This is a genomic window from Arboricoccus pini, assembly GCF_900187945.1.
Classification (GTDB): Bacteria; Pseudomonadota; Alphaproteobacteria; order Geminicoccales; family Geminicoccaceae; genus Arboricoccus; species Arboricoccus pini.
In genome coordinates, this window is the sequence record NZ_FYEH01000018.1 from 26,026 (window position 1) to 47,480 (window position 21,455).

Sequence of the window (21,455 nt, forward strand, 5' to 3'; positions counted from 1 at the left end):
CTTTCTCGACCTATATACGCTGGCGGCGGATAAAGTCTTAGTATTATCCGGGTATAATTCATGCAAGGGACAGGATCATGACGCACGCAGCGCTGGCTTCAGGGCAGGTCGCCCTCCTGACGGGCGCCGCCAGCGGCATCGGGCTCGCGGCCGCGACGCGCTTTGCCGGCTTCGGCATGAAGCTTGTCATCGTCGACATCGACGCCAACGCTCTTGCCAAAGCCGAAGGCGAACTCCTGGCGGCCGGCGCGCCAGAGGTCATGGCGGCCGTCGTCGACGTCGCCGATGCTGCGGCGATGCGCGCCCTCGCCAACCGGGTTGCCCAGGTCTTCGGGCCGCTATCGGTGCTGATGAACAACGCAGGTAGGGAAGGCGGGGGCGAACTCCTGGGCGATCCGACCCGTTTCAAGGCGATCCTGGACACCAATCTCGGCGGCGTCGTCAACGGCATCCAGGCCTTCGTGCCCGCGATGATCGAGGCGGCCAAGCCCGGTCTCGTCATCAATACCGGCTCCAAGCAAGGCATTACCACCCCGCCCGGAGACACCGCCTATAACGCGAGCAAGGCGGCGATCAAGGTCGTCACCGAGGCGCTGGCGCATGACCTCAGGCAGCATCCGGGGCTGCCGATCACCGCCCACCTGCTCATTCCCGGCTTCACCTTCACTGGCTTCACCCGCGTGCGGACGGACATCAAGCCCGACGCCGCGTGGCTGCCCGAGCAGGTCATCGACTTCATGCTGCCGGCCATCGAGCGCGGCGACTTCTACATCTTGTGCCCGGACAACGATGTCACCCGGGCGATGGACGAGAAACGCATCGCCTGGGCAGCGGGCGACCTCATCGAGAATCGCCCGGCTCTTTCCCGCTGGCACCCGGACTACGCGGGGGCGTTCAAGCAGTTCATGGAGAGCTGAGGCTCCGGAGGCGACGTAAGGCCCCCCGGAGCGGTAAGGGTCAGCGGCGCCGCAACTGACTGACGTCGCGCACCGCGCCGCGCGCGGCACTGGTCGTGAGTGCCGCATAGGCCTTAAGGGCCACCGACACCTTGCGATCGCGTGCCGCCGGCTGCCATGCCTTGTCGGGTCCAAGCGCCTCCATGGCGGCACGGCGCGCCTCGAGCTCGGCATCCTCGATCATCAGCATGATGGAGCGATTGGGGATGTCGATTTCGATGATGTCGCCTTCCTCGACGAGGCCGATGGCTCCGCCTTCGGCCGCTTCCGGCGAGACATGGCCGATCGAGAGACCCGATGAGCCGCCGGAGAACCGGCCGTCCGTTACGAGCGCGCAGACCTTCCCCAGGCCCTTCGACTTCAGATAGCTGGTCGGGTAGAGCATTTCCTGCATGCCGGGGCCGCCTTTGGGCCCCTCGTAGCGGACCAGGACGACGTCGCCGGGCACGATCTTGCCACCCAGAATGCCCTCGACGGCGGCGTCCTGGCTCTCGAAGATGCGAGCGGGACCCTTGAAGGTCAAAATCGAGGCATCCACACCGGCCGTCTTCACGATGCAGCCATCGCGCGCGATGTTGCCATAGAGGACGGCCAGACCGCCATCCTGCGAGAAGGCATGCGCCTTGTCACGGATGACGCCGGCTGCCCTGTCGGTGTCGAGCTCGCGCCAGCGCGCCGACTGGCTGAACGCTACCTGCGTCGGCACGCCGCCCGGCGCCGCCCGATAAAAGCTGTCGACCTCGGCGGTCGGCTGGCCGCGCACGTCCCAGCGGGCCAGGGCTGCTTTCATGGTGGGCTCGTGCACGGTCGAGACGCTCGTATCGATCAGGCCCGCGCGATCGAGCTCGGCCAGGATGCCCATGATGCCACCCGCCCGATGCACGTCCTCGACATGCACGTCGGCGACGGCGGGTGCCACCTTGCAGAGCACGGGCACGCGACGCGAGAGCCGGTCGATGTCGGCCATCTTGAAGGGGATCTCGCCCTCCTCGGCGGCCGCCAGGAGATGGAGGACCGTGTTGGTCGAGCCGCCCATCGAGATGTCGAGGGTCATCGCATTCTCAAAGGCGGCCAACGAGGCGATATTGCGCGGCAGCACGCTTGCATCGTCCTGCTCGTAATAGCGCCTTGCCAGATCGACGATCAGCCAGCCGGCTTCCTTGAAGAGTCGCTCGCGATCGGCGTGCGTCGCCAGGACCGTGCCGTTGCCGGGCAGTGCCAGGCCCAGGGCCTCGGTCAGGCAGTTCATCGAATTGGCGGTGAACATGCCCGAGCAGGAACCGCAGGTCGGACAGGCGGAGCGCTCGATCGTTTGGACTTCGTCGTCGGTGATCGAGCCGTCGGCCGCGGCCACCATCGCGTCGATCAGGTCCATCGAGCGGGTCTTGCCGCGATGGAGCACCTTGCCCGCTTCCATGGGGCCGCCGGAGACGAAGATGACCGGCACGTTCAGGCGCATCGCCGCCATCAGCATGCCGGGCGTGATCTTGTCGCAATTGGAGATGCAGACGATGGCATCGGCGCAATGCGCGTTCACCATGTATTCGACGGCATCGGCGATGATCTCGCGGGACGGCAGGCTGTAGAGCATGCCGTCATGGCCCATGGCGATACCGTCATCGACGGCGATCGTGTTGAACTCCTTGGCGACGCCGCCCGCCTTCTCGATCTCGCGCGCTACGAGTTGGCCCAGATCCTTCAGATGCACATGGCCGGGCACGAACTGGGTGAAGGAGTTGGCAATGGCGATGATCGGCTTGCCGAAATCATCGTCCTTCATGCCAGTCGCACGCCAAAGGCCGCGCGCACCGGCCATGTTGCGGCCATGGGTGGTGGTGCGGGAACGATAGGCGGGCATCGGACGAGTTCCTTGGAAGGCTGTGAGAGAGAGCGGTTTTAGGCCATATCGTCACGCTTGCTAAGATGTCTTCGTCCTCAGTTCATGTTGAAGGTTTGCAATCCCACGCAGTTCCGCCCTAGTTTTGATCGCGAAAAAGATAAATCGTAACCCTCGATCGGCTTTGGTGGGCGTGGATCAGACGGCAGGCAGACTCTCCTTGCGGGTCGATTTCCTGGGCGGCACGCCGGAACGGCGCCTGGGGCCGGGCAAGATAGCCCTTTTGGAGGCGATCGCGCGGACGGGCTCGATCTCGGCTGCCGGGCGCTCGCTCGGCATGTCCTACAAGCGCGCCTGGGATCTGACCGATGCCATGAACCGTCTCTTCAAGGCGCCCGTGGTCGAGACACGCAGCGGCGGCCGCGATCATGGCGGTGCTGTGCTGACGACGACCGGCCAATGCGTGCTCGAGACCTACCGTGCCCTCGAGGTCAGGGCGATGTCGGCGGCAGACACGCATCTGGCGGCGCTAGCCGAGCTTCTGGCAACGCCCAGCGCCGACGGCTGAACGAGCTCGGCCCCATCTCGTAGATCACGGCCATCAGGACGAGGGCAAAGTCGGCAGGACGCCGACGAAGATCAAGCTCCAAAAAGGGCGCCAGCGGCGTGTCGCGGGCCCCGATGAGTGCCGTCTCCGCGGCACCTGTCAGCCTCGATGCGGCGATCATGAAAAGGAGCCCCAACTGGGTCTGGGTGATCCCGAAGGTCGCCAAGCATGCCCTCATTGGGGCTCGGTACGTTAAGGGCCGCCAGCGGTGCCGCGATGGGCGGTGAGCAGGGAGGCGGCCGCTACAATGGGGCGAGCGCCGGTCGACTCTGAGCCTAGCGATCCGAAGCGCGTGCCAGTGTCATCGCTTTGATGAGGGCCACGACCTGCTGGCCCGGGGCCAGCGCCAAGTCGACCAGGGCTTCCTTGGTGATCAGTGAGGCCAGGCGCTGGCCGGCCGCGTCCAACTCGATCAGCACATCCACGCCCGCCTGCGGCTCGATCCGTACGATGCGGCAGGTCAGGCGGTTGCGGATGCTGAGCCCCCGCACGCTGCCCGTCGCCAGGGCCACGTCCCGGGCCTTCACGTGCAGTCTTTCGCTTGCCCCCACGCGAAGACCGTTCGCGACCGGCAGGTGCATCATTCCGGCCGGATGCGCCAGACGCTGGACGCCGTCCTCCGGTGGACCCTGAACACTGGCCCTGAGCAGGGCGCTTACTTCGTGCCGGCCGGTCAGACGTTGCAACGCCGGATCACCGAGGACGGTCTCGACAGGCGCGCAGCTTAGAACGCGGCCTTGGTTCAGGAGCACGAGCGTATCCGCCAGCCGCACCACTTCGTCCACGTCGTGTGTGACGTAAACGATGGGAAGGCGCGCTTCGCGGCAGAGCCGTTCGAGATAAGGAAGGATCTCCAGCCGCCGCGGCTGGTCCAGCGAGGCCAGCGGCTCGTCCATTAAAAGGAGGCGCGGTGCCGAGAGGAGCGCCCGACCGATGGCGACGCGCTGCGTCTCGCCGCCGGAAAGGGCAGCCGGCCTGCGATCCAGCAGATGGCCGATGCCCAAAAGCTCGATGATCGCCGACTCGTCCTGATGGACGGCATCGGCTGGTGCCAAGTCGCGACCGTAATGCAGGTTCTGCCTGACCGTCATGTGTGGGAAGAGGCGCGCATCCTGAAAGACATAGCCGATGCGACGGCGGTGGGGCGGAAGGTGGAAGCGCTTGGCAGTGTCGAGCAGGACGGCCTCGCCGACGACGATCCGCCCGTGCCTTGGCTGGCGCAGGCCGGCAATAAGGCTGACGAGCGTGGTCTTGCCGCTGCCCGAGGGGCCAAAGAGGGCGGTGACGCCGTCAGGTGCTGCAAAGCTGACCTCCAGGGTGAAGGCGCCCTGGGTATGGTCGAGATTGACCTCGAGGGCACTCATGCCTGGCCGAGGCGCCTTGCAGCGTAGCGCGCCATGCCTTCCGATGCGGCCAAAGCCAGCAGCGAGATGACGACGGCCACCAGCGTCAGGCGAAGCGCACCGGCATCGCCGCCCGGCACCTGAGTGTAGGTATAGATGGCGGCCGGCAAGGTTTGCGTTTCGCCCGGGATGTTGGAGACGAAGGTGATCGTGGCGCCGAACTCGCCCAGCGCCTTGGCAAAGCAGAGGACCACGCCGGCGAGGATGCCCGGCAGCATCAGGGGCAAGGTGATCGAGAGGAACACGCGTACCGGCGAGGCGCCGAGCGTTCCGGCTGCTGCTTCAAGCCGCTGGTCGACCGCCTCCAAGGAGAGACGGATCGCCCGGACCAGGAGCGGAAATCCCATGACGGCGCAGGCCAGTGCCGCGCCGGTCCAGCGAAAGGCGAAGGTGAAGCCGAACCAGCTCCAGAGATAGGCGCCGATGGCGCCGCGCCGGCCGAACAGGAGCAGGAGGATATAGCCCGTCACGACAGGCGGCAGCACGAGCGGCGCGTGGATGAGGCCATCCAGGAGCGCGCGGCCCGGAAAGCGCCGCCTTGCCAGGAGCCACGCGGCGGCGATGCCAAAGGGCAGGGCACCGAAGGTGGCAAGGAGCGCCACTCTCAAGCTTAGGAGGATCGCCGTCTGTTCGTCGGGGGTGAAGGCACTGAGCATCTGGATCGCAAAGCGGCGCTCAGTTGCTCGTGCCGTCCAGCACGGTGAAGCCCTGCCGTTCGAAGGCAGCCTTGGCGGCGGGCGAGCGCAGGAAGGTCAGATAATCGCGCGCGCCCGACTCGTTGGCAGCATCTTTCAAGATAGCCGCCGGATAGATGATGGGCGGGTGGCTATCGAGGGGGAAGGTGCCGATGATCTTGACGCCGGGCTCGGCCGTGGCGTCGGTCGCGTAGACGATGCCCAGAGGGGCCTCGCCCCTGGCGACCAGCGCCAGCGCCGCGCGCACGCTCTCAGACTGGGCCAGATGGTCCTTAACCTTCGGCCAGGCGCCGAGCTTCTCAAGCGCGGCCTTGCCATATTTGCCGCAAGGCACCGAGTCGACCTGGCCCATCGCCAGTCGGCCGCCGGCCAGGAGCGGGCTTGGATCGAAGCCCGGGCCGATCTCGACCTTATCGGTCTTGAAGTCCTTGGCGGCGACGAGCACGATGCGGTTGGCCAGAAGGTCGGTGCGCGTCTCCTTTTCGATCAGGGAGCGATCGGCCAGATAGTTCATCCAGTCCTGGTCGGCGGAGATGAAGACGTCGACAGGTGCCCCTTGCTCGATCTGCTTGGCCAGGGCCGAGCTGCCGGCGTAGCTGGCCTTGACCTGGACCTTGGTCTTGGTCGCGTAGGCTTGGTCGATCTCGTCCATCGCGTTCTTGAGGCTGGCGGCCCCGAAGGCGGTGAGCGTGCCTTCGGCTGCCATGAGGCGGGCTTGCGGCCATGCCAGGATCAAGGCCGCGAGCAGGGCCGCCTTCAAAATGCCGAACCGTCGCATCATCGTCTCCTCGTTATATACCCGCGCATATCACGATGGCGGCCGGTGCGTCATCCGGCATAAGCCCGGATATCGGCCAGCGCTTCTGCGACCAGTGTCTCGACGTCTGACCCGAGGTCGAGGATCAGGGCATTCTCACTCGGCAGGGGCTTTTCGAAATCGGCCAGTTGGCTGTCCAGGAGAGCCGGCGGCATGTAGTGGCCCTTACGCTTTTGCAGGCGCGACGCGATCAGTTCCTTGTCGCCGAAGAGGCAGATGAAGCGGATCGGCATGCCAGCCGCCGCCACCAGCCTGGCGCGGTAGCTGCGCTTCAGGGCTGAGGACGCGTTAACGACGCCGCCTTTCGCTCTCGCGGCCTGCCCGATCGCCTCCCCCAGTCGGTCGAGCCAGGGCCATCGGTCCTCATCGTGGAGGGGGATGCCGGCCGTCATCTTGTCGATATTGGCCTTGGGATGGAACTGGTCGCCTTCGAGAAAAGGCACGCCCAGGATCTCGGCGAGCCTGCCGCCGATCGTCGACTTGCCCGAGCCCGAGACGCCCATGACGATGACGGCGAAGGGACGGTGCGGCGCAGCGGCAACGGGATCCATGACAACTCCGGAAGGGAAGATCGAGGCGGTCTTACTCGAGTGAGGCCGCCGCATCGACCAGGGGGCTCGATCGTAGCGGGCGTTCCGGCAGAATGCACGCCAGCAGGGCGGCAAGGCCGGTCAGGATCGCGGCGGCGAGGAAGGCCAGGCTGCAGCCATGCGCCACGAGACCGGCATCGCCGGCGACGTTTAGCAGGTCGAGGCCGCGATGGCCCTGGGTGAGGGCCACGGGACTGCCGGCCACAAGCGTCTGGGCGACGATGGCCGTCAGCAGCGAGACGCCAATGGCTCCGCCCAGGGAGCGAAAGAAGGAAATGCAGGACGTGGCAACACCAAGATCCTGAGTCTCGACGGCGTTCTGTACGGCCACCAGCGCGACCGGCATCGAGAGGCCGATGCCGAAGCCGATGGCCGCTAGCTGGATCACGATCAGCAGCGGTGAGGGGGCGTGCGTCGCCAACAATCCCAGCGAGAGCAGGGTCAGGGTTGCCAGCCAGAGCCCCGCCAGCGGGTAGATCTTGTAGCGGCCCGTCTGGGCGACGCGCATACCCGTGCTGAGTGCTGCCGCCACGGTCGCGATGGTGATCGAGATCATGAGCAGGGAAGCTTCGCCGGTCGTGTAGCCGAGCCCATAGATGAGGAAGATCGGCAAAAGGACGATGCAGCCGACCAGCGTCATCGAGGCCGGGATCGTGAAGCCGACGACAATCGTAAAGACCGGGTTGCGAAAGAGGCGAAGCGGCAGGACGGGCTCGGCAGCGCTTTCCTGGCGGGCGATAAAGAGTCCCGAGAGGACCAGCGCCAGGGCGAAGAGGCCCCATAGCCGGAGGTCGGACCAGGGCAGGTCGTTGCCGCCCATGACCAGAAAGCCGATCAGGCACGCGATGGCGCCTGTGAAGATCGAGGAGCCGGCCCAGTCGATGCGGTGACGCACGCCGCGCGGTCGAAGAAGGCGCAAAGCCCGCTGGATCACGATCAATGCCAGGAGGCAGATCGGCACGTTGAGCCAGAAGATCCAGGGCCAGGCGGCGTGCTGGATGATCGCCCCGCCAAGGACCGGCCCCAGCACGTTGCCGGCAGCGAACGCGCCGCCGATATAGCCCTGCCAGCGACCGCGCTCGCGCGGGCTGACGAGATCGGCGATCGTCGCGTGCGCCATCGCCAGCAGGCCGCCGCCGCCAATCCCTTGCAGCGCGCGCGCCAGGACGAGGGCCAGCATGGTGGGGGCCAGCGCGCAGAGCACCGACGCCACCATGAAGATCGAGATCGCCGTCATGAGCATTGGTCGGCGACCATGGAGGTCGCTGAGCTTGCCGTAGATCGGCGTCGAGGCCGTCGAGGTTAAAAGATAGATCGAGACGATCCACGAGACATTTTTAAGGTCACCCAGGGCGGCGCCGATATTGCCCAGTGCCGTGGCGACGACGGTCTGATCCAATGTGGCCAGGAAATTTCCCAGCATGAGGCCGCAAAAAGCGATGCGGATCTGACTGTTGGTGAAGCTGGGCCCAGTATCGGCGAACGGACGGGCGACGGTAGCGGACATGAGGGCACGGCCGAAGGTCAAGGTGAAGAGACGTCCAGGAACACCCGTATGCGCGCCGACGTCGTTTGGCCTCGCGGTTTTAGCAATGCCGCGCGCCTATCGGCCTCGTCAATCCATCATGGCAGCCATCGCTGATTGCGGGTATCCGTCCGATTGCATTTAGATAGGTGTCAAAACTATCTAAGCGGCATGTCGACACCGCCGATCAGCGCCGCACGGCAGACCTTCGGTCTGCGCCTTCTTCGCGTATCCCGCCTCTGGCGACGCGCGGTGAACGAGGTGTTGGCCCGCTACAATCTCTCCGAATCGACCTCACTGCCACTCTTCCTGCTTCGCGCCGGCGGCTCGGGCCTGCGCCAGGGAGCGCTAGCTGCCCAGCTCGGCATCGAGGGGCCTTCGCTTGTCCGTCTGCTCGACCGATTGGCGGCCGAAGGGCTGGTTGAGCGCTGGCCGGACCCGAGCGACAGGCGCGCCCGGACAGTGCATTTGACCCCCTCGGGACTGGCGCTGGTCGAACGGATCGACGAAGTCTTGACGGATACCCGCCTGCGACTAACAGGGCAGGTCAGCGAGGCCGAGCTCGAAGTCTGCCTCGGCGTCTTCGATCAGGTCGAGACCTCGGCGGCGCGAGCCGAGCCGCATCTTGGACAGGAGGGGCGGGTCTGATGCTGATCCCCGGCTGGCGTGCCTGGGTCTTTTCGCTCAAGGCCTATATCGCCATGGCGCTGGCGCTCTTTATCGCCTTCTCGATCGACCTGCCGCGCCCCTATTGGGCGATGGGCACCGTTTATATCGTCGCCCAGCCTCTTTCTGGCATGGTGCAGTCGAAGGCCGCCTACCGCGTCGCGGGCACGCTGGGCGGGGCCATTTTCGCCATCTTCGTGATGCCGATCTTCATCACGTCGCCCGAGTTGCTGACCGCAGTCCTGGCTCTTTGGACCGGGCTTTGCCTCTATTGCTCGTTGATGGACAAGACCCCCCGCAGCTACGCCTTCATGCTGGCGGGCTACACTGCGGCCTTCATCTCATTCCCCTCGGTGGGTACGCCCCAGAACATCTTCGATATCGGCCTTGCCCGGTCGGAAGAGATCATTCTGGCCATTCTCTGCGTCACCGTCATCGACATGCTGATCCTACCGCAACGTGTAGGGCCCGTTCTCGAACAGCGCCTCGATATCTGGTTTGCCAACGTCATCGACTGGGCGCGCGGTGTCCTGCTTCCACGCAACCTCGCGGAGGGGGCGAGCACCGACGATGCGCCGCATCGCCTCATCCTCGATGCTGTCGCCATCGAGCAACTTCGTACACATGCTGCCTTCGATACGCCTCGCCTGCGACGCGTCCAGCCATCGCTTTTCCAGCTGCAGCAGAGAATGCAGTCGCTCTTTGCTGTCATTAGTGCCCTCGACGACCGCCTGACCCAGATCCGCCAGCATCGACCGGACCTCGCAGCCGAACTCGACTCCGGCCTTGAGGAGATCGAACTCTGGGTCAAAGACCCCGACCCTGGCCGGGTCCAGCATCTTCATAAGTTGTTGCACAGCCTTGAGCCCTCGCCCGCGGCCATCCGAGAGAGCCGGGATGAGCTTCTCCTCGCCAACGCCATCGCCCGGCTGCGCAATCTCGTCGACTACTGGGTGGAATGTCAGGTGTTGCGTGCCGAGGTCACGGCCGGTACCCCCGCTCCCCGGGCGAGTGCTCCGATAGCCGTGCATCGCGATCATGCCATGGCTGCTCTCTCGGCCGTGGCAGCCATGCTGGCGGTCGGCGTCTGCTGCACCTTTTGGATTGCTGCCGGCTGGAGCGATGGTGCCTCGGCACCGATGATGGCGGCCGTCCTCTGCTGCTTTTTCGCAACGCAAGACGACCCGTCGCCGATGATCGCCACTTTCGTCCAGATGATGATTTTTGCCGTAGGCATCGCCGGCCTCTATCTGTTCTGGGTGTTCCCCGCGATTGACGGCTATACGATGTTGGTCGCCTCCCTCGCCCCCTTCACCATCCTGGCCGGCACCTATATCGCCATGCCGCAAACCATGCTCTATGGTCTGGCACTGGTGGTGAACGCTGCGGCGTCGATGGGCCTAGCGGAAACCTATACCGCGGATGTGCAATCCTTCCTTAACAGCTCGACGGCCCTCGTGCTTGGCAGCTACACGGCACTGGTCGTGACGCGGCTTGTCCGAACTGTTGGCGCCGACTTCATGGTCAGGCGGCTTGTTCGGGCGATGCAGCGCGACCTCGCCGACATTTCGCTGGGTCGTCTGCAGATCAGTCGGGAGCATCTCGAGGGCCGTATGTTCGATCGCATCAGCGCGCTCATTCCGCGCGTGCGTGGCCAGGCACCCGAGCAGGGCATGCGCGTTCTGCGCGAGGCCCTGGCTGATTTTCGCCTCGGCTATAATCTTTTGACGCTGCGCCGCCTGCGCAAGCGCCTCTCGACACCTGCTCGCGAGCAACTGGCGTCGTTTCTCCGCTCGCTGCCTCCTTTCTTCAAGCGCCGGCGGAGCGGTCGGGATCACGGCTCCGCAGCACTGCTGGACGAGCTCGACAGGCTCATCGCGACGATCGGGCGGGAACCCTCGAACCACCTGACCAACGAGATCCTTTTGACCCTCATCGGCTCCAGACGTGCGCTTTGCCCCGAGGCGACCTTCGGCTCCGCTGCCATTGATTCCTTACCCCCGGGTATGCCCCCAAGCAGGGCCAGGGTCGGCACCCTGGAGGAAACCGCATGAATCATGAGCTCGACATCTATGGCCTGTTCATCACCCCGCTTCTTGCCTGGGCCGTCATCGCCTGGCTGATCTCCATCCCTCTTCGTCGCCTGCTCGAGACAATCGGCTTTTATCGTCTCGTCTGGCACAGAGCACTGTTCGATACCGCTTTGTTCTTCATCCTCCTGGGCGGCGTTTGGTACGCCGTCCTGCAGTGGACCTGACAAAGCCGGTCCGAAGAAAAAGAATGAAAGGGCCGGCGCTCCGGCAACCGAGGTCATGAAAGTCCTAGCAACCCTCCTGGTGCGTCTTCTTGTCACCATCTGCGTCGTCGCCGTGGCCGTTCTCGTCGGCTGGCAGCTCTGGGTCTACTACATGGAGGATCCCTGGACGCGGGACGGCCGTGTGCGCGCCGACGTCGTCCAGATCGCTCCCGACGTTTCGGGCCTCGTGACGAGCGTTGCCGTCGTCGACAATCAGATCGTGCAGAAGGGCCAGGCTCTTTTTACGATCGACCAGGCGCGCTTTGAGCTGGCGCTGCGCGAGGCCAACGCCACGGTCGAGGCCAAGGAGGCGACCATGGAACAGGCGCGGCGTGACGCCAGTCGCTATCAGCGGCTCGACACCAACGCTGTCTCGCAGTCGTCCCGCGAGCAGGCCGAGAGCCAGTATCTCACTGCCAAGGCCGACTATGACCAGGCGGTCGCGGACCGCGATACCGCCAAGCTCAATCTCGACCGCACCGTCGTCACCGCGCCGGTCAATGGTATCGTCACGAATTTCGGCCTGCGTCCCGGCACCTATGTGAGTGCCGGCCGCGGCGTCTTCGCGGTCATCGATCGCGACAGCTACTATGTGAACGGCTACTTCGAGGAGACGAAGCTCGAGCGGATCAATATCGGCGATCCCGTCAGCATCCATCTCATGGGCAGCAGTGTCGACATGCGTGGCCGGGTCGAGAGCATCGCCAGCGGCATCGTCGACCGCGAGCGTTCGGACAGCGCCGATCTCCTGGCGGACGTCAACCCGACCTTCAGCTGGGTCCGCCTTGCCCAGCGCATTCCCGTCCGCGTGCGCCTCGAGGACGTGCCGCCCGAGGTCAAGCTGGTCGCCGGGCGGACGGTGACGGTCACGGTCCTCGAGAACGAGGCGCCACGGGGCCAGACCGCTGTGCCCGGGCCAGCGCCCAGGAATTGACCGAACTCAGGCCTGGGCCGGCGGAGGCATGCCCGGCTCGATGACGTCGGGATCGCCTCCCGGGGGTTCGATCTCGGGCGGCAGATCGTTCGGCGGATCCTTAGCTGGTGGCAGGATGTCGGGCAGGTCCGGATCAGGCCAAGGCGGCGCGCCCGGCGGTAAGGGAGGCGGTATCGGATCGGGGGGCAGCGGCTGCCCAGCCCGATGATCGCAGATGTGCGAGAAATCGTCATGATCGGCCAGCATGAGGGCTCCGGCAGTGACAGGTGCTCACCTGATCAAACGCCGGCGGCGCTGGCTGTTCCCCCTATTCTTTAGGCTCTAGCGCCCACGCCCGTGCAGGGCCTCTCGCTGGACGGTCGAGGGCTTTGGCGCTAGATCCCATTGGATCAGCGCTGGCAGGCGCTGGCACCTCGGAGGATCGATGATACTCATGACGGGGGGCGCGGGCTTCATCGGCTCGAACCTCCTCTGGCACATGAACGAGGCCGGGTTTCATCGGATCGCCGTGGCCGACCGTCTGCGGAACGACGATAAATGGCAAAATTTGCGCGGTCGTGAATTCGCCGAATTTCTGCAACCCAGTCAGGTGGGGGCTTGGCTTTCAAGCGCGCCCAGGCTCGATGCGATCATCCACCTTGGGGCCCTCTCCGTCAGCACCGACGATGCTGATCGCGTGATGGCGGAGAATTTCGCGACCTCGCTCCAGCTCTGGCGTTACGCCGCCGAGCATGACGTGCCTTTCCTCTATGCATCCGCAGCCGCTACCTATGGCGATGATGCGACCGGTTTCGTTGACGACAACGCGCTAGCCTCGCTGCGTCGACTTCGCCCGCTCAGCCTTTTCGGCTTCAGCAAGCACGTCTTCGATCTCAAGGTGATCCGCGATTCGCTCGATGGCGAAAAGACGCCGCCCCGCTGGTATGGCCTCAAGTTCTTCAGCGTCTACGGGCCGAACGAATATCACAAGTGCGGTATGCGCTCGCCCGTTTACGAACTTGCCACCGCCCTCATGGCCGGCAGGCCACTGCAGCTCTTCAAGTCCGATCGACCAGACATGGCGGACGGCGCGCAGGCGCGAGATTTCATCCACGTGGACGATGTCTGCCGCATTATCCTCTGGCTGTTGACGAGCAATGTCAGCTCCGGCCTCTACAATGTCGGCAGCGGCCGGGCCCGAACCTTCCGGGATGTGGCCGAGGCGGTCTTTGCCGCGCTGGGCCAACGGGCCGAGATCGATTTCATCGACATGCCGGCGGCACTCAAGGGTCGCTATCAGCATGTGACCGAGGCCGACATGCGACGCCTGCGCGAGGCTGGATGGCACGAGGTGCCAACACCGCTCGAGGCGGGCGTGCGAGATTATATCCAGTCCTATCTGGCCGGCGGCCAGCGTTACCGATGATCATGGCGCCTTTGAGAGCGGGCGTTTGCGCTCGCGAAGGGAAAGCTCGTATGCACCCATTGCCGATCAGCCGCATCGCCCTTGCGCGCGCTGCTCGTTCCCGATGAGTGACACCTCGCGCGCGCCGCGCGTTCTGGTCGAGCTGCGCCCCTGCTTTCAGGGCCACGCAGGCATCCCGCAGGAGACCCGGCTGATCTTCGCCATGCTGGCAGCCCAAGGTGATATCCGGCCCTGCGGCCTGGTCAACACGCTGGCTGGCTTTGCCGTGCCGTCCGCCGGCAAGACGCTTTCGATCGAGGCCAATTCCCGGCTCCTGATCGCGATCGACCGCGCGAGCCAGGGCATCCGGGCGCGCAACATCACCGCCAAGTTGCGTCGCCGGATGATCAAGAGCAATTCCGCACTCCTGCGTCGGTTGGCGGGACATCATCGCGAGCCGGCGGCACTCGTCGACCTTGACCCCGCCTTTTTCGGCGACTTCATCTGGACGCGGCTTTTTGCCATGACGCTGGCACCGGAGCGTCGTGCGCAGGTCATGGCGAGCGATTTTTCGGCCCTTGGGACCAGCTGGAACGAGGCCGATCGCTTTTGCGGCCGTCCGCAGGAGACGCAAGCGATCGTAAGCGAGGATTTCGACTTCTTCCTGGCGCAGACGCCCTCGCCCTTCCGCATGTCGGCGCGGACGCAGACCATCGTGCGCTATCACGACGCCATTCCAATCTTCTGGCCGCATACCATCTCCGACACGACGGCGCATAACCGCACACATGACCGGGGCCTCAAGGCCAGCTTGCGCGAGAAGGCGGTCTTCGTTTGCACGAGCGAACCCGTGGCCAGGGATCTGCTGGTGCTTGCACCCGAGGCGGAAGCCTCGATCGAGGTCATTCCCGATCTCGTCTCGCCGGCCTTTCGTCCCGATCCACAGCCCCTTCAGACGGTGGCCGAGATCATGGTGGCGCGCCGACATGGGGTGGACGAGCCGACGCCCTCGGCGGTTCGCCAGGAGATCGAACAACTCCTGGCCTCGGGCGGGGCTGGCAATTTCGTCATGGCCGTCTCGACGATCGAACCGCGCAAGAATTTCGACCTCTTGCTGCGCGCCTGGCAATTGGCGGCCGGTGGTCCGGGCAGCCGCCTTGTCATCGTCGGTCGGCCGGGCTGGCGCTGCGACGATGATTTGCGCCAGATCCGCACCCAGGTGTCCCTGGGACGCGTCGTTCATCTGGCGGGCGTGCCGCTGGAGGAGCTGCGTATTCTCTACACCGCCGCCAAGGCCGTCGTTTGCCCGAGCCGGGCGGAGGGCTTCGATCTCTCGGGCATCGAGGCCATGGCCTGCGGCAGCGCCGTTCTCGCCTCCGACATTCCCGTGCATCGCTGGGTCTATGGCGAGGCGGCTGGCTATTTCGATGCCTATGATCCGAACGCGCTGTCTCTCTTGCTTAAGGCAGCACTCGCAGGCGAGAATGTCATTCAATGCCTGCGAGCGCGCGGGCCCGCTCAGGCAGGGCTCTACGGCGAAGCGGCCTTGGCCCCTCGCTGGCAGAGTCTGTTCGAGCGCCGGCGCCGTCAACGATAAGGACCAGCGTCGCACGGCGCCGCTGATGGGGAGGAGCAAGCGCATGGCCGAGATCCAGACTCCGGCGACGCCAATACCGGACATGACGTCGATGAGGCGCATACGGTCGATCTTCAGCGGCTCGGTCGGCAACCTCGTCGAATGGTATGACTGGTACGTCTATTCAGCGTTCGCGCTTTATTTCGCCAAAAGCTTTTTTCCAGCCGGCGACCAAACGGCACAGCTCTTGAACACGGCAGCGGTTTTCGCCGTGGGCTTCTTGATGCGGCCGATCGGCGGCTGGCTCATGGGCTGGTATGCCGATCGCGCCGGGCGCAAGGCGGCCCTCATGGCATCCGTCACCGTCATGTGTCTGGGCTCGCTCATCATTGCCTTGACGCCGGGCTATGCCAGCATCGGCATCGCGGCACCGATCCTCCTGGTCCTAGCTCGGCTGCTCCAGGGCCTGAGCGTCGGTGGCGAATACGGAACCAGCGCCACCTATCTCTCCGAAATGGCCAGTGCCGGCCATCGGGGCTTTTATTCCAGCTTTCAGTATGTGACCTTGATCATGGGCCAGCTCCTGGCGCTGGCCGTCCTTATTCTCCTGCAATGGGTCTTCCTCTCCAGCGCCCAGCTCGAAGCCTGGGGCTGGCGCATCCCCTTCTTCATCGGCGCCCTTTGCGCCGTGACAGCGTTCTATTTGCGCCGACGTATGGAGGAGACCAGTTCCTTCGAGGCGGCGAAGTCGACGAAGCAGGGCCGTGGTCAATTGGCCGAGCTCCTCAAGCATCCGCGCGCCGTCTTGACCGTCGTCGGTCTCACGCTGGGTGGTACGGTCGCTTTCTACACCTACTCGATTTACATGCAGAAATACCTCGTCAACACGGCTGGGTTTTCCAAGGATGCCGGGACGCTGGTCTCGGCCGCTTCCCTCCTGGTCTTCGCTCTGCTGCAGCCGGCCATCGGCGCGCTCTCCGACATCACGGGCCGTCGGCCGCTGCTGATCGCCTTTGGCGTGCTGGGCACGCTGGCAACCGTGCCGATGCTGCATGCGATCGGCAGTGCCAGCGGCATGTGGGAAGCCTTTTTCCTTCTGACGGCGGCACTTCTGGTCGTCAGCGGCTACACCGCCATCAACGCCGTTGTGAAGGCCGAGCTCTTTCCCGTCGAGGTACGGGCACTGGGCGTGGGGCTGCCTTACGCGGTCACCGTCTCGGTCTTTGGCGGTACGGCCGAATATATCGCGCTTTGGTTCAAGAGCGCCGGCCATGAGGAGTATTTCTTTTGGTACGTGACGCTTTGTATCTTCGTCTCGCTGCTGGTCTTCATCATCGCACCGGATACCAGCCGGACCTCGCTTATCGACCGTGACATTCAGGCGGCGAAATAGCTGAGCGCCATGGCGGCGATCACGACCGCGGCAATCCCCGCGATCGTGATCCCAAGCTGGCGGCTAGAACGTGTCTCGCGGCTGGCCGAGCGTGCATCCTGGCTGTCGCGCACGGCGCCATCGCCCGCGTTCTTGTCCTGCATGATCCCTCTCCCTTCGCTGAACCCAGGGCATTTGCCCTTATGGTTTGGTTGGAAGCGGAATGATCAGCTCTAGGTTCCAGGCGTGGAACGGGTGCCGGCAAAGCCCGGGCCGGCCGAAAGGCCTCGATCTTGTCCGGGATGGCGGGATCATCGCGCCGGCACCGACCATTTTTTGCCATCGGCCATTTTCTTCATCGTGCCCGAAGGATCTTGCCCGAGCGGGTTTTGGGAAGGCGAGAGACGATCGCCACGTGCCTGAACGCCGCGACTGGACCTATCTGCTCGCGCACGCGGGCCACCAGGTCCTTCTCGATCGCCTCTCTCGACCCCCGAATGCCGGTCTTGAGGACGACAAGGCCCAGCGGCGACTCGCCCGTCAGCGGATCGGTCACGCCGAAGACGGCGCATTCGGCACCGCCGGGCGGACTGCCAGGACTTGCTCAAAGCCGCCCGTCGAGAGCCGGTGGCCGGCCACGTTGATGACGCCGTCGATGCGACTCATGACGAACAGATAGCCGTCGTCGTTGCCATAGCCGGCACCCCGCCTGAAGGCTCTCAGACTGGGCGGCTTTCAGGGACGCTCTCAGGGCAGAGGACGTTGCCCGGCGGGTAGCGCAAGCGCGTTATGCCTGGCGCTTTTGAAATGGCGACCGGGGGCTTGGCCCCTAACGCACTTCGAGAACAGCAATCGCGATGATCATGACGATGATGACGGCTGCCCAGATCATCTGTGTTTTATAGGCCGCATCGCCCGTGATGTAAGAGTGAGGACAGCGGGCTGGACAGCCGCTCGTAAGTGCGCATCCGCCCGCCAGAGTCTCCGCAGGCAGCCGGGCGGCAAGGGCAGGCGGCTCACCAGGGCGCCCATGCTCCCGGCCGGCACCTCCAGCCCCGCCTCTTTGCACCAGAAGGCCCCTGGCTCGGCCAGCGATCGCGCATGCAGATCCGCGTACCTACCTTTTGCGGCCGTTTTCTTCTTTCCCTACCCTGATCATCTTACTTTTTCGACTTGCAGACGGCGGCATAATCTTCGGTCTCTATCCAGGATACTGGCACTTTGCGCCGAACCGGCATAGCCTTCTCAGCCCGGCTCGCTGGTAGCGCCGGAAGCTGGAGCAGCTTTGCATGTGTCGAATCTATGCCGGCATCGACCCCTATGACTGCGAGGCCCTCACGCGCTCTGTCCGTCTCAACGGGCACGTGACCAGCATCAGGCTGGAGCGACGTTTTTGGGCCATCGTCGATGACATGGCGGCAGCGCAGGGCAAGTCGACTCCCTGCTTTTTAGGCGTGCTCTACGACGAGATCTTGGACCTCCATGGCGAGGTGAGAAATTTTGCCTCGCACCTGCGCGTCGCCTCGACGATCTTTTGTTCCGTCCATAACGGGCCGGCGGCGATCGCCGCCGAATGACGAAAAGCGCGGTGTAGTAAGTATCTACTACCCAGGCCGTCGCGCCATATTCTAAACCGGTTCCAATATCCTTGGAGGAACCAGGTGGCCAAAGCCATTCACAGCATGATCCGTGTCCTGGATCTTGATCGCTCGATCGACTTTTATGCCAGGGCCTTCGATCTCAAGATCGCCGACCGGATCGAGTTCGACAGCTTCACCCTCGTTTATTTGAGCAATGCCGAGTCGACGTTCGAGGTCGAGCTCACCCTCAATCATGGGCGCAAGGAGCCCTACGACCTGGGTGACGGCTACGGCCACATCGCCTTTTCCACCGACGATCTGGAAGGGCTGCGCGCAAGGCATCAGGCCGCCGGCTTTGCTCCCAAGGACATCAAGGAACTGAGCCGGGACGGTAAGCTCGTCGGCCGCTTCTTCTTCATCGACGACCCGGATGGCTACAAAATCGAGGTTCTCGAGCGGAGCGGTCGATTCAAGTAAAAGTGAATAATATACCTGTCTGGGAGGCAATGATAATAAATGAAGATCACCATTCTCGATCGTCGTCGGTTCATGGCGCAGGCGACGACGGCCAGTGCTGCGGTGGTCGTCGGTACGTCCGGCGGCGTCACGCTGATGTCGAGCGAGGCCGCCTGGGCGGTACCGTTGAAGACGGTGGACGAGGCAGGTGCCAAGCGGCTCCTGGCGATGATCCGGACACTCTATCCGCACGACCGGCTCAGCGATGCCTATTACGCCGAGGCCCTGGCCGGGATCGACGCAAAGGCCGCCGGTGATAAGCAGCTGAAGACCCTGCTTACCGTTGATGCAAGGAAGCTGGACGAGGCCACCACCAGGAATTTCGCCGACCTGCCGGAGGCCGACCGCATCGCGGTCTTAAAGAGCATTGAGGACACACCGTTCTTCAAGCGCGTGGCCAACGAGATGCTGGTGGCTTTCTACAATAACAAGAAGATCTGGCCCGAGTTCGAGTATCAGGGCTCTTCCTTCGAGTATGGCGGCTATCTCAAGCGAGGTTTCCAGGACGCTGCCTGGACCGGCGATCCGCCCCCCGAGGCGAGCCCGCCGCCTTATCTCGGCTGACCATCCGATCACCGCAATCAAAGTTCGGCAAAAAGCCGACAGCCAAGGGAGGCATGCATGGCGACTTTCGCCAAGAGCGACGATTCGGTCGTCGTTATCATCGGTAGCGGCGCCGGGGGCGGCACGCTCGGCAATGCCTTGGCGCAAAAAGGCGTCAAGGTGGTGATGCTGGAGGCGGGCGCGCGTCAATCGACCGACAGCTACATCAACGACGAATGGGCTTCCTTTGCCCAACTCGCCTGGATCGATCCCCGCTCGACCACCGGCTCCTGGCGGATCGCGCGCGATTTCCCGACGCTGCCAGCCTGGATCTGCAAGACGGTGGGCGGCACGACGACGCATTTCGCCGGCGCCTCGCTCCGCTTCAAGCCCTACGAGTTCAAGGCGCGCACGACTTATGGCGAAATCGCTGGCGCCAATCTGTTGGATTGGCCGATCGGGCTCGAGGACCTCGAGCCCTATTATGCCAAGGCCGAGAACCTCATGGGGGTCACCCGCACCAACGGCATTCCCGGCCTGCCCGGCAACAATAATTTCCGCGTCATGTACAAAGGAGCCAAGGCCGTCGGCTACAAGGACGTCCATACCGGCCGTATGGCGATCAACAGCGAGCCGCGCGACGAGCGGACCTCCTGTCATCAGCTGGGTTTCTGCTTCCAGGGCTGCAAGATGGGCGCCAAGTGGTCGACGCTCTACACGGCCATCCCGGCCGCCGAGGAGACCGACAATTTCGAGCTGCGCACGGAATGCCAGGTCGTCCAGATCCAGCACGATAAGGCAGGCAAGGCATCAGGAGTTCTCTATGTGGACGCGGCCGGCAAGTCGCAGGTGCAAAAGGCCAGGATCGTCGCCGTCGCCGGCAACGCGATCGAGAGCCCGCGCCTTCTCTTGAACTCCGAATCGGCGATGTTTCCCGACGGCCTGGGCAATGCCTCGGGGCAGGTCGGCCGGAACTATATGCGCCACACGACGGGCTCGGTCTTCGGCGTCTTCCCCGAGAAGGTTCATTTCTTTCGCGGCACGGTCATGGCGGGCATTATCAATGACGAGAATCTGAACGATCCCAAGCGCGGCTTCGTCGGTGGCTACCATCTGGAGACGATCTCGCTGGGCTTGCCCTTCACGGCCTCCTTCATGAATCCGGGCGGCTGGGGGCGGAGCTTTGCTGCCGACATGGATGCCTATCCCCACATGGCCGGCATGTGGATCGTCGGCGAGGACATGCCGCGCGAGACCAACCGCGTTACCCTGGACGCCACGGTCAAGGACAAAGCCGGCATGCCGGTGGCCTCGGTGCATGTCGACGATCACGAGAATGACGAGGCCATGCGCAACCATGCCTATAAGGCCGGTGCCAACATCTACGAGGCAGCGGGTGCCACGCGCAGCATCCTGGTTCCGCCTTATCCCTCCACGCATAATCTGGGCACCAACCGCATGAGCGCCAGGGAAGCGGACGGCGTGGTCAACAAGTTCGGCCAGAGCTGGCAGGTCAATAACCTCTTCGTCTCGGATGGCAGCCAGTTCACCACGGGCGCTGCGGAAAACCCGACCTTGACCATCGTGGCGCTGGCGCTCCGCCAAGCCGATTATATCGCCGAACAGATGGCGAAGAAGGTGATCTGAGCCGGCGCACCGATGGCTCCCCCAATAAGGGAGCCTGGAGCCGGATCGTCCGTTCCTCAACCGTCGATCAGGTCGAGCATCACCGACCGAAACGAGGGCTGGCGAGGAGCAGCGAGATGGCAGATCGCGAGGAGCGTATCAGGAAGCGGGCCTACGAAATCTGGCAGCGCGAGGGCGAGCCACACGGACGTGATCAGGATTATTGGCATCGGGCCATAGCGGAACTTGGTGAGGAGGATGTCGGCGAGGTGGAGGTCGCCCTGCCTGCGCGTGCGGCGGACGACCTAGCGCCGAAGCGGCCGCGCCCAGCGCGAAAGCCCAAAGGCGCAGCCGGTCAGATGGTGGATCTGGCCCAATCCTTCGCTTCGGCCGACCTTGATCATGCGGTCGAGGAAGCCAATGCGAGCGTGCGCGAGGTCGGCGGCACGCCACCAACGAATATATCGGCCAAGCCGGCCGCAACGCTCACTCGAAAGAAGACGACGCGCGCGCCCAAGGAAAAATGACGCGC

Annotated in this window: 22 protein-coding genes and 1 pseudogene; 14 read left to right on the forward strand and 9 right to left on the reverse strand. The window is 64.2% G+C overall.

The annotated features are described in order from the left end of the window. The first annotated feature begins 77 nt into the window (after window positions 1-77). A complete protein-coding gene (locus tag CFB17_RS17395; RefSeq protein WP_207762167.1) occupies window positions 78-917 on the forward strand; it encodes an SDR family NAD(P)-dependent oxidoreductase in 840 nt (279 codons plus the stop codon). Window positions 918-957: 40 nt separating this feature from the next. Here the strand turns inward: CFB17_RS17395 and ilvD are convergent, their stop codons facing one another. Continuing rightward, window positions 958-2,814 carry a dihydroxy-acid dehydratase gene (gene ilvD, locus CFB17_RS17400; protein WP_088562849.1) on the reverse strand — a complete coding sequence of 619 codons (1,857 nt, stop codon included), beginning with the start codon at window positions 2,812-2,814 and terminating at the stop codon, window positions 958-960. 166 nt (window positions 2,815-2,980) lie between these two features. Here ilvD and CFB17_RS17405 point away from each other — a divergent pair, with 166 nt between their 5' ends. Further along, a complete protein-coding gene (locus CFB17_RS17405) occupies window positions 2,981-3,361 on the forward strand; it encodes a winged helix-turn-helix domain-containing protein (RefSeq protein WP_243389931.1) in 381 nt (126 codons plus the stop codon). Window positions 3,362-3,675: 314 nt separating this feature from the next. Here CFB17_RS17405 and modC read toward each other — a convergent pair whose 3' ends face one another. The 5 genes from modC to CFB17_RS17430 are packed head-to-tail and all read right to left on the reverse strand — an operon-like array spanning window position 3,676 to window position 8,433. Continuing rightward, window positions 3,676-4,764, reverse strand: a complete 1,089-nt coding sequence (gene modC / locus CFB17_RS17410) for a molybdenum ABC transporter ATP-binding protein (protein WP_088562850.1) — start codon at window positions 4,762-4,764, stop codon at window positions 3,676-3,678. After that, window positions 4,761-5,459, reverse strand: a complete 699-nt coding sequence (gene modB / locus CFB17_RS17415) for a molybdate ABC transporter permease subunit (RefSeq protein WP_088562851.1) — start codon at window positions 5,457-5,459, stop codon at window positions 4,761-4,763. The genes modC and modB overlap by 4 nt, the downstream gene beginning before the upstream one ends. Before the next feature lie 19 nt (window positions 5,460-5,478). After that, window positions 5,479-6,279 carry a molybdate ABC transporter substrate-binding protein gene (gene modA / locus CFB17_RS17420; RefSeq protein ID WP_243389932.1) on the reverse strand — a complete coding sequence of 267 codons (801 nt, stop codon included), beginning with the start codon at window positions 6,277-6,279 and terminating at the stop codon, window positions 5,479-5,481. A 47-nt stretch (window positions 6,280-6,326) separates the two neighbouring features. Further along, complete coding sequence (locus tag CFB17_RS17425) at window positions 6,327-6,866, reverse strand: gluconokinase (protein WP_088562903.1); 540 nt, start codon at window positions 6,864-6,866, stop codon at window positions 6,327-6,329. A 31-nt stretch (window positions 6,867-6,897) separates the two neighbouring features. Beyond that, window positions 6,898-8,433 carry an MFS transporter gene (locus CFB17_RS17430; RefSeq protein WP_088562852.1) on the reverse strand — a complete coding sequence of 512 codons (1,536 nt, stop codon included), beginning with the start codon at window positions 8,431-8,433 and terminating at the stop codon, window positions 6,898-6,900. A 168-nt stretch (window positions 8,434-8,601) separates the two neighbouring features. On the opposite strand from CFB17_RS17430, the gene CFB17_RS17435 reads away from it, so the two are divergent. Genes CFB17_RS17435 through CFB17_RS17450 form a run of 4 tightly spaced genes read left to right on the forward strand, consistent with a single transcriptional unit; the run spans window position 8,602 to window position 12,326 of the window. Continuing rightward, the gene (locus CFB17_RS17435) at window positions 8,602-9,078 is read left to right on the forward strand and encodes a MarR family winged helix-turn-helix transcriptional regulator (RefSeq protein ID WP_088562853.1); all 477 of its coding nucleotides are present in this window, start codon (window positions 8,602-8,604) and stop codon (window positions 9,076-9,078) included. Further along, entirely contained in the window at window positions 9,078-11,150 is a 2,073-nt protein-coding gene (locus CFB17_RS17440; RefSeq protein ID WP_088562854.1) for an FUSC family protein, read from the forward strand. The genes CFB17_RS17435 and CFB17_RS17440 overlap by 1 nt, the downstream gene beginning before the upstream one ends. After that, window positions 11,147-11,353 (forward strand): DUF1656 domain-containing protein, encoded by a 207-nt coding sequence (locus tag CFB17_RS17445; protein WP_088562855.1) that lies wholly within the window; start codon window positions 11,147-11,149, stop codon window positions 11,351-11,353. The genes CFB17_RS17440 and CFB17_RS17445 overlap by 4 nt, the downstream gene beginning before the upstream one ends. Before the next feature lie 55 nt (window positions 11,354-11,408). Further along, window positions 11,409-12,326, forward strand: coding sequence for an efflux RND transporter periplasmic adaptor subunit (locus CFB17_RS17450; RefSeq protein WP_088562856.1), 918 nt, complete (start codon window positions 11,409-11,411; stop codon window positions 12,324-12,326). Between the two features lie 6 nt (window positions 12,327-12,332). On the opposite strand, the gene CFB17_RS17455 is transcribed toward CFB17_RS17450, so the two are convergent. Then, window positions 12,333-12,572, reverse strand: a complete 240-nt coding sequence (locus CFB17_RS17455; RefSeq protein WP_207762168.1) for a hypothetical protein — start codon at window positions 12,570-12,572, stop codon at window positions 12,333-12,335. A 178-nt stretch (window positions 12,573-12,750) separates the two neighbouring features. Between CFB17_RS17455 and rfaD the strand changes: the two genes are divergently transcribed. From rfaD to CFB17_RS17470, 3 genes are all read left to right on the forward strand, one after another. Continuing rightward, a complete protein-coding gene (rfaD, locus tag CFB17_RS17460; RefSeq protein WP_088562857.1) occupies window positions 12,751-13,731 on the forward strand; it encodes an ADP-glyceromanno-heptose 6-epimerase in 981 nt (326 codons plus the stop codon). Window positions 13,732-13,834: 103 nt separating this feature from the next. Then, window positions 13,835-15,307 (forward strand): glycosyltransferase family 4 protein, encoded by a 1,473-nt coding sequence (locus CFB17_RS17465; RefSeq protein ID WP_088562858.1) that lies wholly within the window; start codon window positions 13,835-13,837, stop codon window positions 15,305-15,307. Window positions 15,308-15,350: 43 nt separating this feature from the next. After that, window positions 15,351-16,679, forward strand: coding sequence for an MFS transporter (locus tag CFB17_RS17470; protein ID WP_165769689.1), 1,329 nt, complete (start codon window positions 15,351-15,353; stop codon window positions 16,677-16,679). Here CFB17_RS17470 and CFB17_RS19725 read toward each other — a convergent pair. Both CFB17_RS19725 and CFB17_RS19995 read right to left on the reverse strand, forming a co-directional pair. Beyond that, complete coding sequence (locus tag CFB17_RS19725) at window positions 16,664-16,822, reverse strand: hypothetical protein (protein ID WP_165769690.1); 159 nt, start codon at window positions 16,820-16,822, stop codon at window positions 16,664-16,666. The genes CFB17_RS17470 and CFB17_RS19725 overlap by 16 nt on opposite strands. Window positions 16,823-16,969: 147 nt before the next feature. Further along, window positions 16,970-17,360 (reverse strand): annotated as a pseudogene (locus tag CFB17_RS19995) (AMP-binding enzyme); the annotation flags it as partial. A gap of 587 nt (window positions 17,361-17,947) precedes the next feature. Between CFB17_RS19995 and CFB17_RS17480 the strand changes: the two are divergent. The 5 genes from CFB17_RS17480 (at window position 17,948) to CFB17_RS17500 (ending at window position 21,450) form a co-directional block, all read left to right on the forward strand. Continuing rightward, window positions 17,948-18,235, forward strand: coding sequence for a ribbon-helix-helix domain-containing protein (locus tag CFB17_RS17480; RefSeq protein WP_088562860.1), 288 nt, complete (start codon window positions 17,948-17,950; stop codon window positions 18,233-18,235). 84 nt (window positions 18,236-18,319) lie between these two features. Continuing rightward, the gene (locus CFB17_RS17485) at window positions 18,320-18,715 is read left to right on the forward strand and encodes a VOC family protein (protein WP_088562861.1); all 396 of its coding nucleotides are present in this window, start codon (window positions 18,320-18,322) and stop codon (window positions 18,713-18,715) included. Between the two features lie 39 nt (window positions 18,716-18,754). Then, on the forward strand, window positions 18,755-19,318 hold the full coding sequence (locus CFB17_RS17490; RefSeq protein WP_088562862.1) for a twin-arginine translocation signal domain-containing protein: 564 nt from the start codon (window positions 18,755-18,757) through the stop codon (window positions 19,316-19,318). Between the two features lie 57 nt (window positions 19,319-19,375). After that, entirely contained in the window at window positions 19,376-20,944 is a 1,569-nt protein-coding gene (locus tag CFB17_RS17495; RefSeq protein ID WP_088562863.1) for a GMC family oxidoreductase, read from the forward strand. A gap of 116 nt (window positions 20,945-21,060) precedes the next feature. After that, a complete protein-coding gene (locus CFB17_RS17500) occupies window positions 21,061-21,450 on the forward strand; it encodes a DUF2934 domain-containing protein (RefSeq protein WP_088562864.1) in 390 nt (129 codons plus the stop codon). Window positions 21,451-21,455 lie beyond the last annotated feature (5 nt).

Coding starts and splice junctions, on each gene's coding strand:
- CFB17_RS17395 (WP_207762167.1), top strand. CDS start 78: ATGACGCACGCAGCGCTGGCTTCAGGGCAGGTCGCCCTCCTGACGGGC.
- ilvD (WP_088562849.1), bottom strand. CDS start 2,814: ATGCCCGCCTATCGTTCCCGCACCACCACCCATGGCCGCAACATGGCC.
- modC (WP_088562850.1), bottom strand. CDS start 4,764: ATGAGTGCCCTCGAGGTCAATCTCGACCATACCCAGGGCGCCTTCACC.
- modB (WP_088562851.1), bottom strand. CDS start 5,459: ATGCTCAGTGCCTTCACCCCCGACGAACAGACGGCGATCCTCCTAAGC.
- modA (WP_243389932.1), bottom strand. CDS start 6,279: ATGATGCGACGGTTCGGCATTTTGAAGGCGGCCCTGCTCGCGGCCTTG.
- CFB17_RS17425 (WP_088562903.1), bottom strand. CDS start 6,866: ATGGATCCCGTTGCCGCTGCGCCGCACCGTCCCTTCGCCGTCATCGTC.
- CFB17_RS17435 (WP_088562853.1), top strand. CDS start 8,602: ATGTCGACACCGCCGATCAGCGCCGCACGGCAGACCTTCGGTCTGCGC.
- CFB17_RS17440 (WP_088562854.1), top strand. CDS start 9,078: ATGCTGATCCCCGGCTGGCGTGCCTGGGTCTTTTCGCTCAAGGCCTAT.
- CFB17_RS17445 (WP_088562855.1), top strand. CDS start 11,147: ATGAATCATGAGCTCGACATCTATGGCCTGTTCATCACCCCGCTTCTT.
- CFB17_RS17450 (WP_088562856.1), top strand. CDS start 11,409: ATGAAAGTCCTAGCAACCCTCCTGGTGCGTCTTCTTGTCACCATCTGC.
- CFB17_RS17455 (WP_207762168.1), bottom strand. CDS start 12,572: ATGCTGGCCGATCATGACGATTTCTCGCACATCTGCGATCATCGGGCT.
- rfaD (WP_088562857.1), top strand. CDS start 12,751: ATGATACTCATGACGGGGGGCGCGGGCTTCATCGGCTCGAACCTCCTC.
- CFB17_RS17465 (WP_088562858.1), top strand. CDS start 13,835: ATGAGTGACACCTCGCGCGCGCCGCGCGTTCTGGTCGAGCTGCGCCCC.
- CFB17_RS17470 (WP_165769689.1), top strand. CDS start 15,351: ATGGCCGAGATCCAGACTCCGGCGACGCCAATACCGGACATGACGTCG.
- CFB17_RS19725 (WP_165769690.1), bottom strand. CDS start 16,822: ATGCAGGACAAGAACGCGGGCGATGGCGCCGTGCGCGACAGCCAGGAT.
- CFB17_RS17480 (WP_088562860.1), top strand. CDS start 17,948: ATGTGTCGAATCTATGCCGGCATCGACCCCTATGACTGCGAGGCCCTC.
- CFB17_RS17490 (WP_088562862.1), top strand. CDS start 18,755: ATGAAGATCACCATTCTCGATCGTCGTCGGTTCATGGCGCAGGCGACG.
- CFB17_RS17495 (WP_088562863.1), top strand. CDS start 19,376: ATGGCGACTTTCGCCAAGAGCGACGATTCGGTCGTCGTTATCATCGGT.
- CFB17_RS17500 (WP_088562864.1), top strand. CDS start 21,061: ATGGCAGATCGCGAGGAGCGTATCAGGAAGCGGGCCTACGAAATCTGG.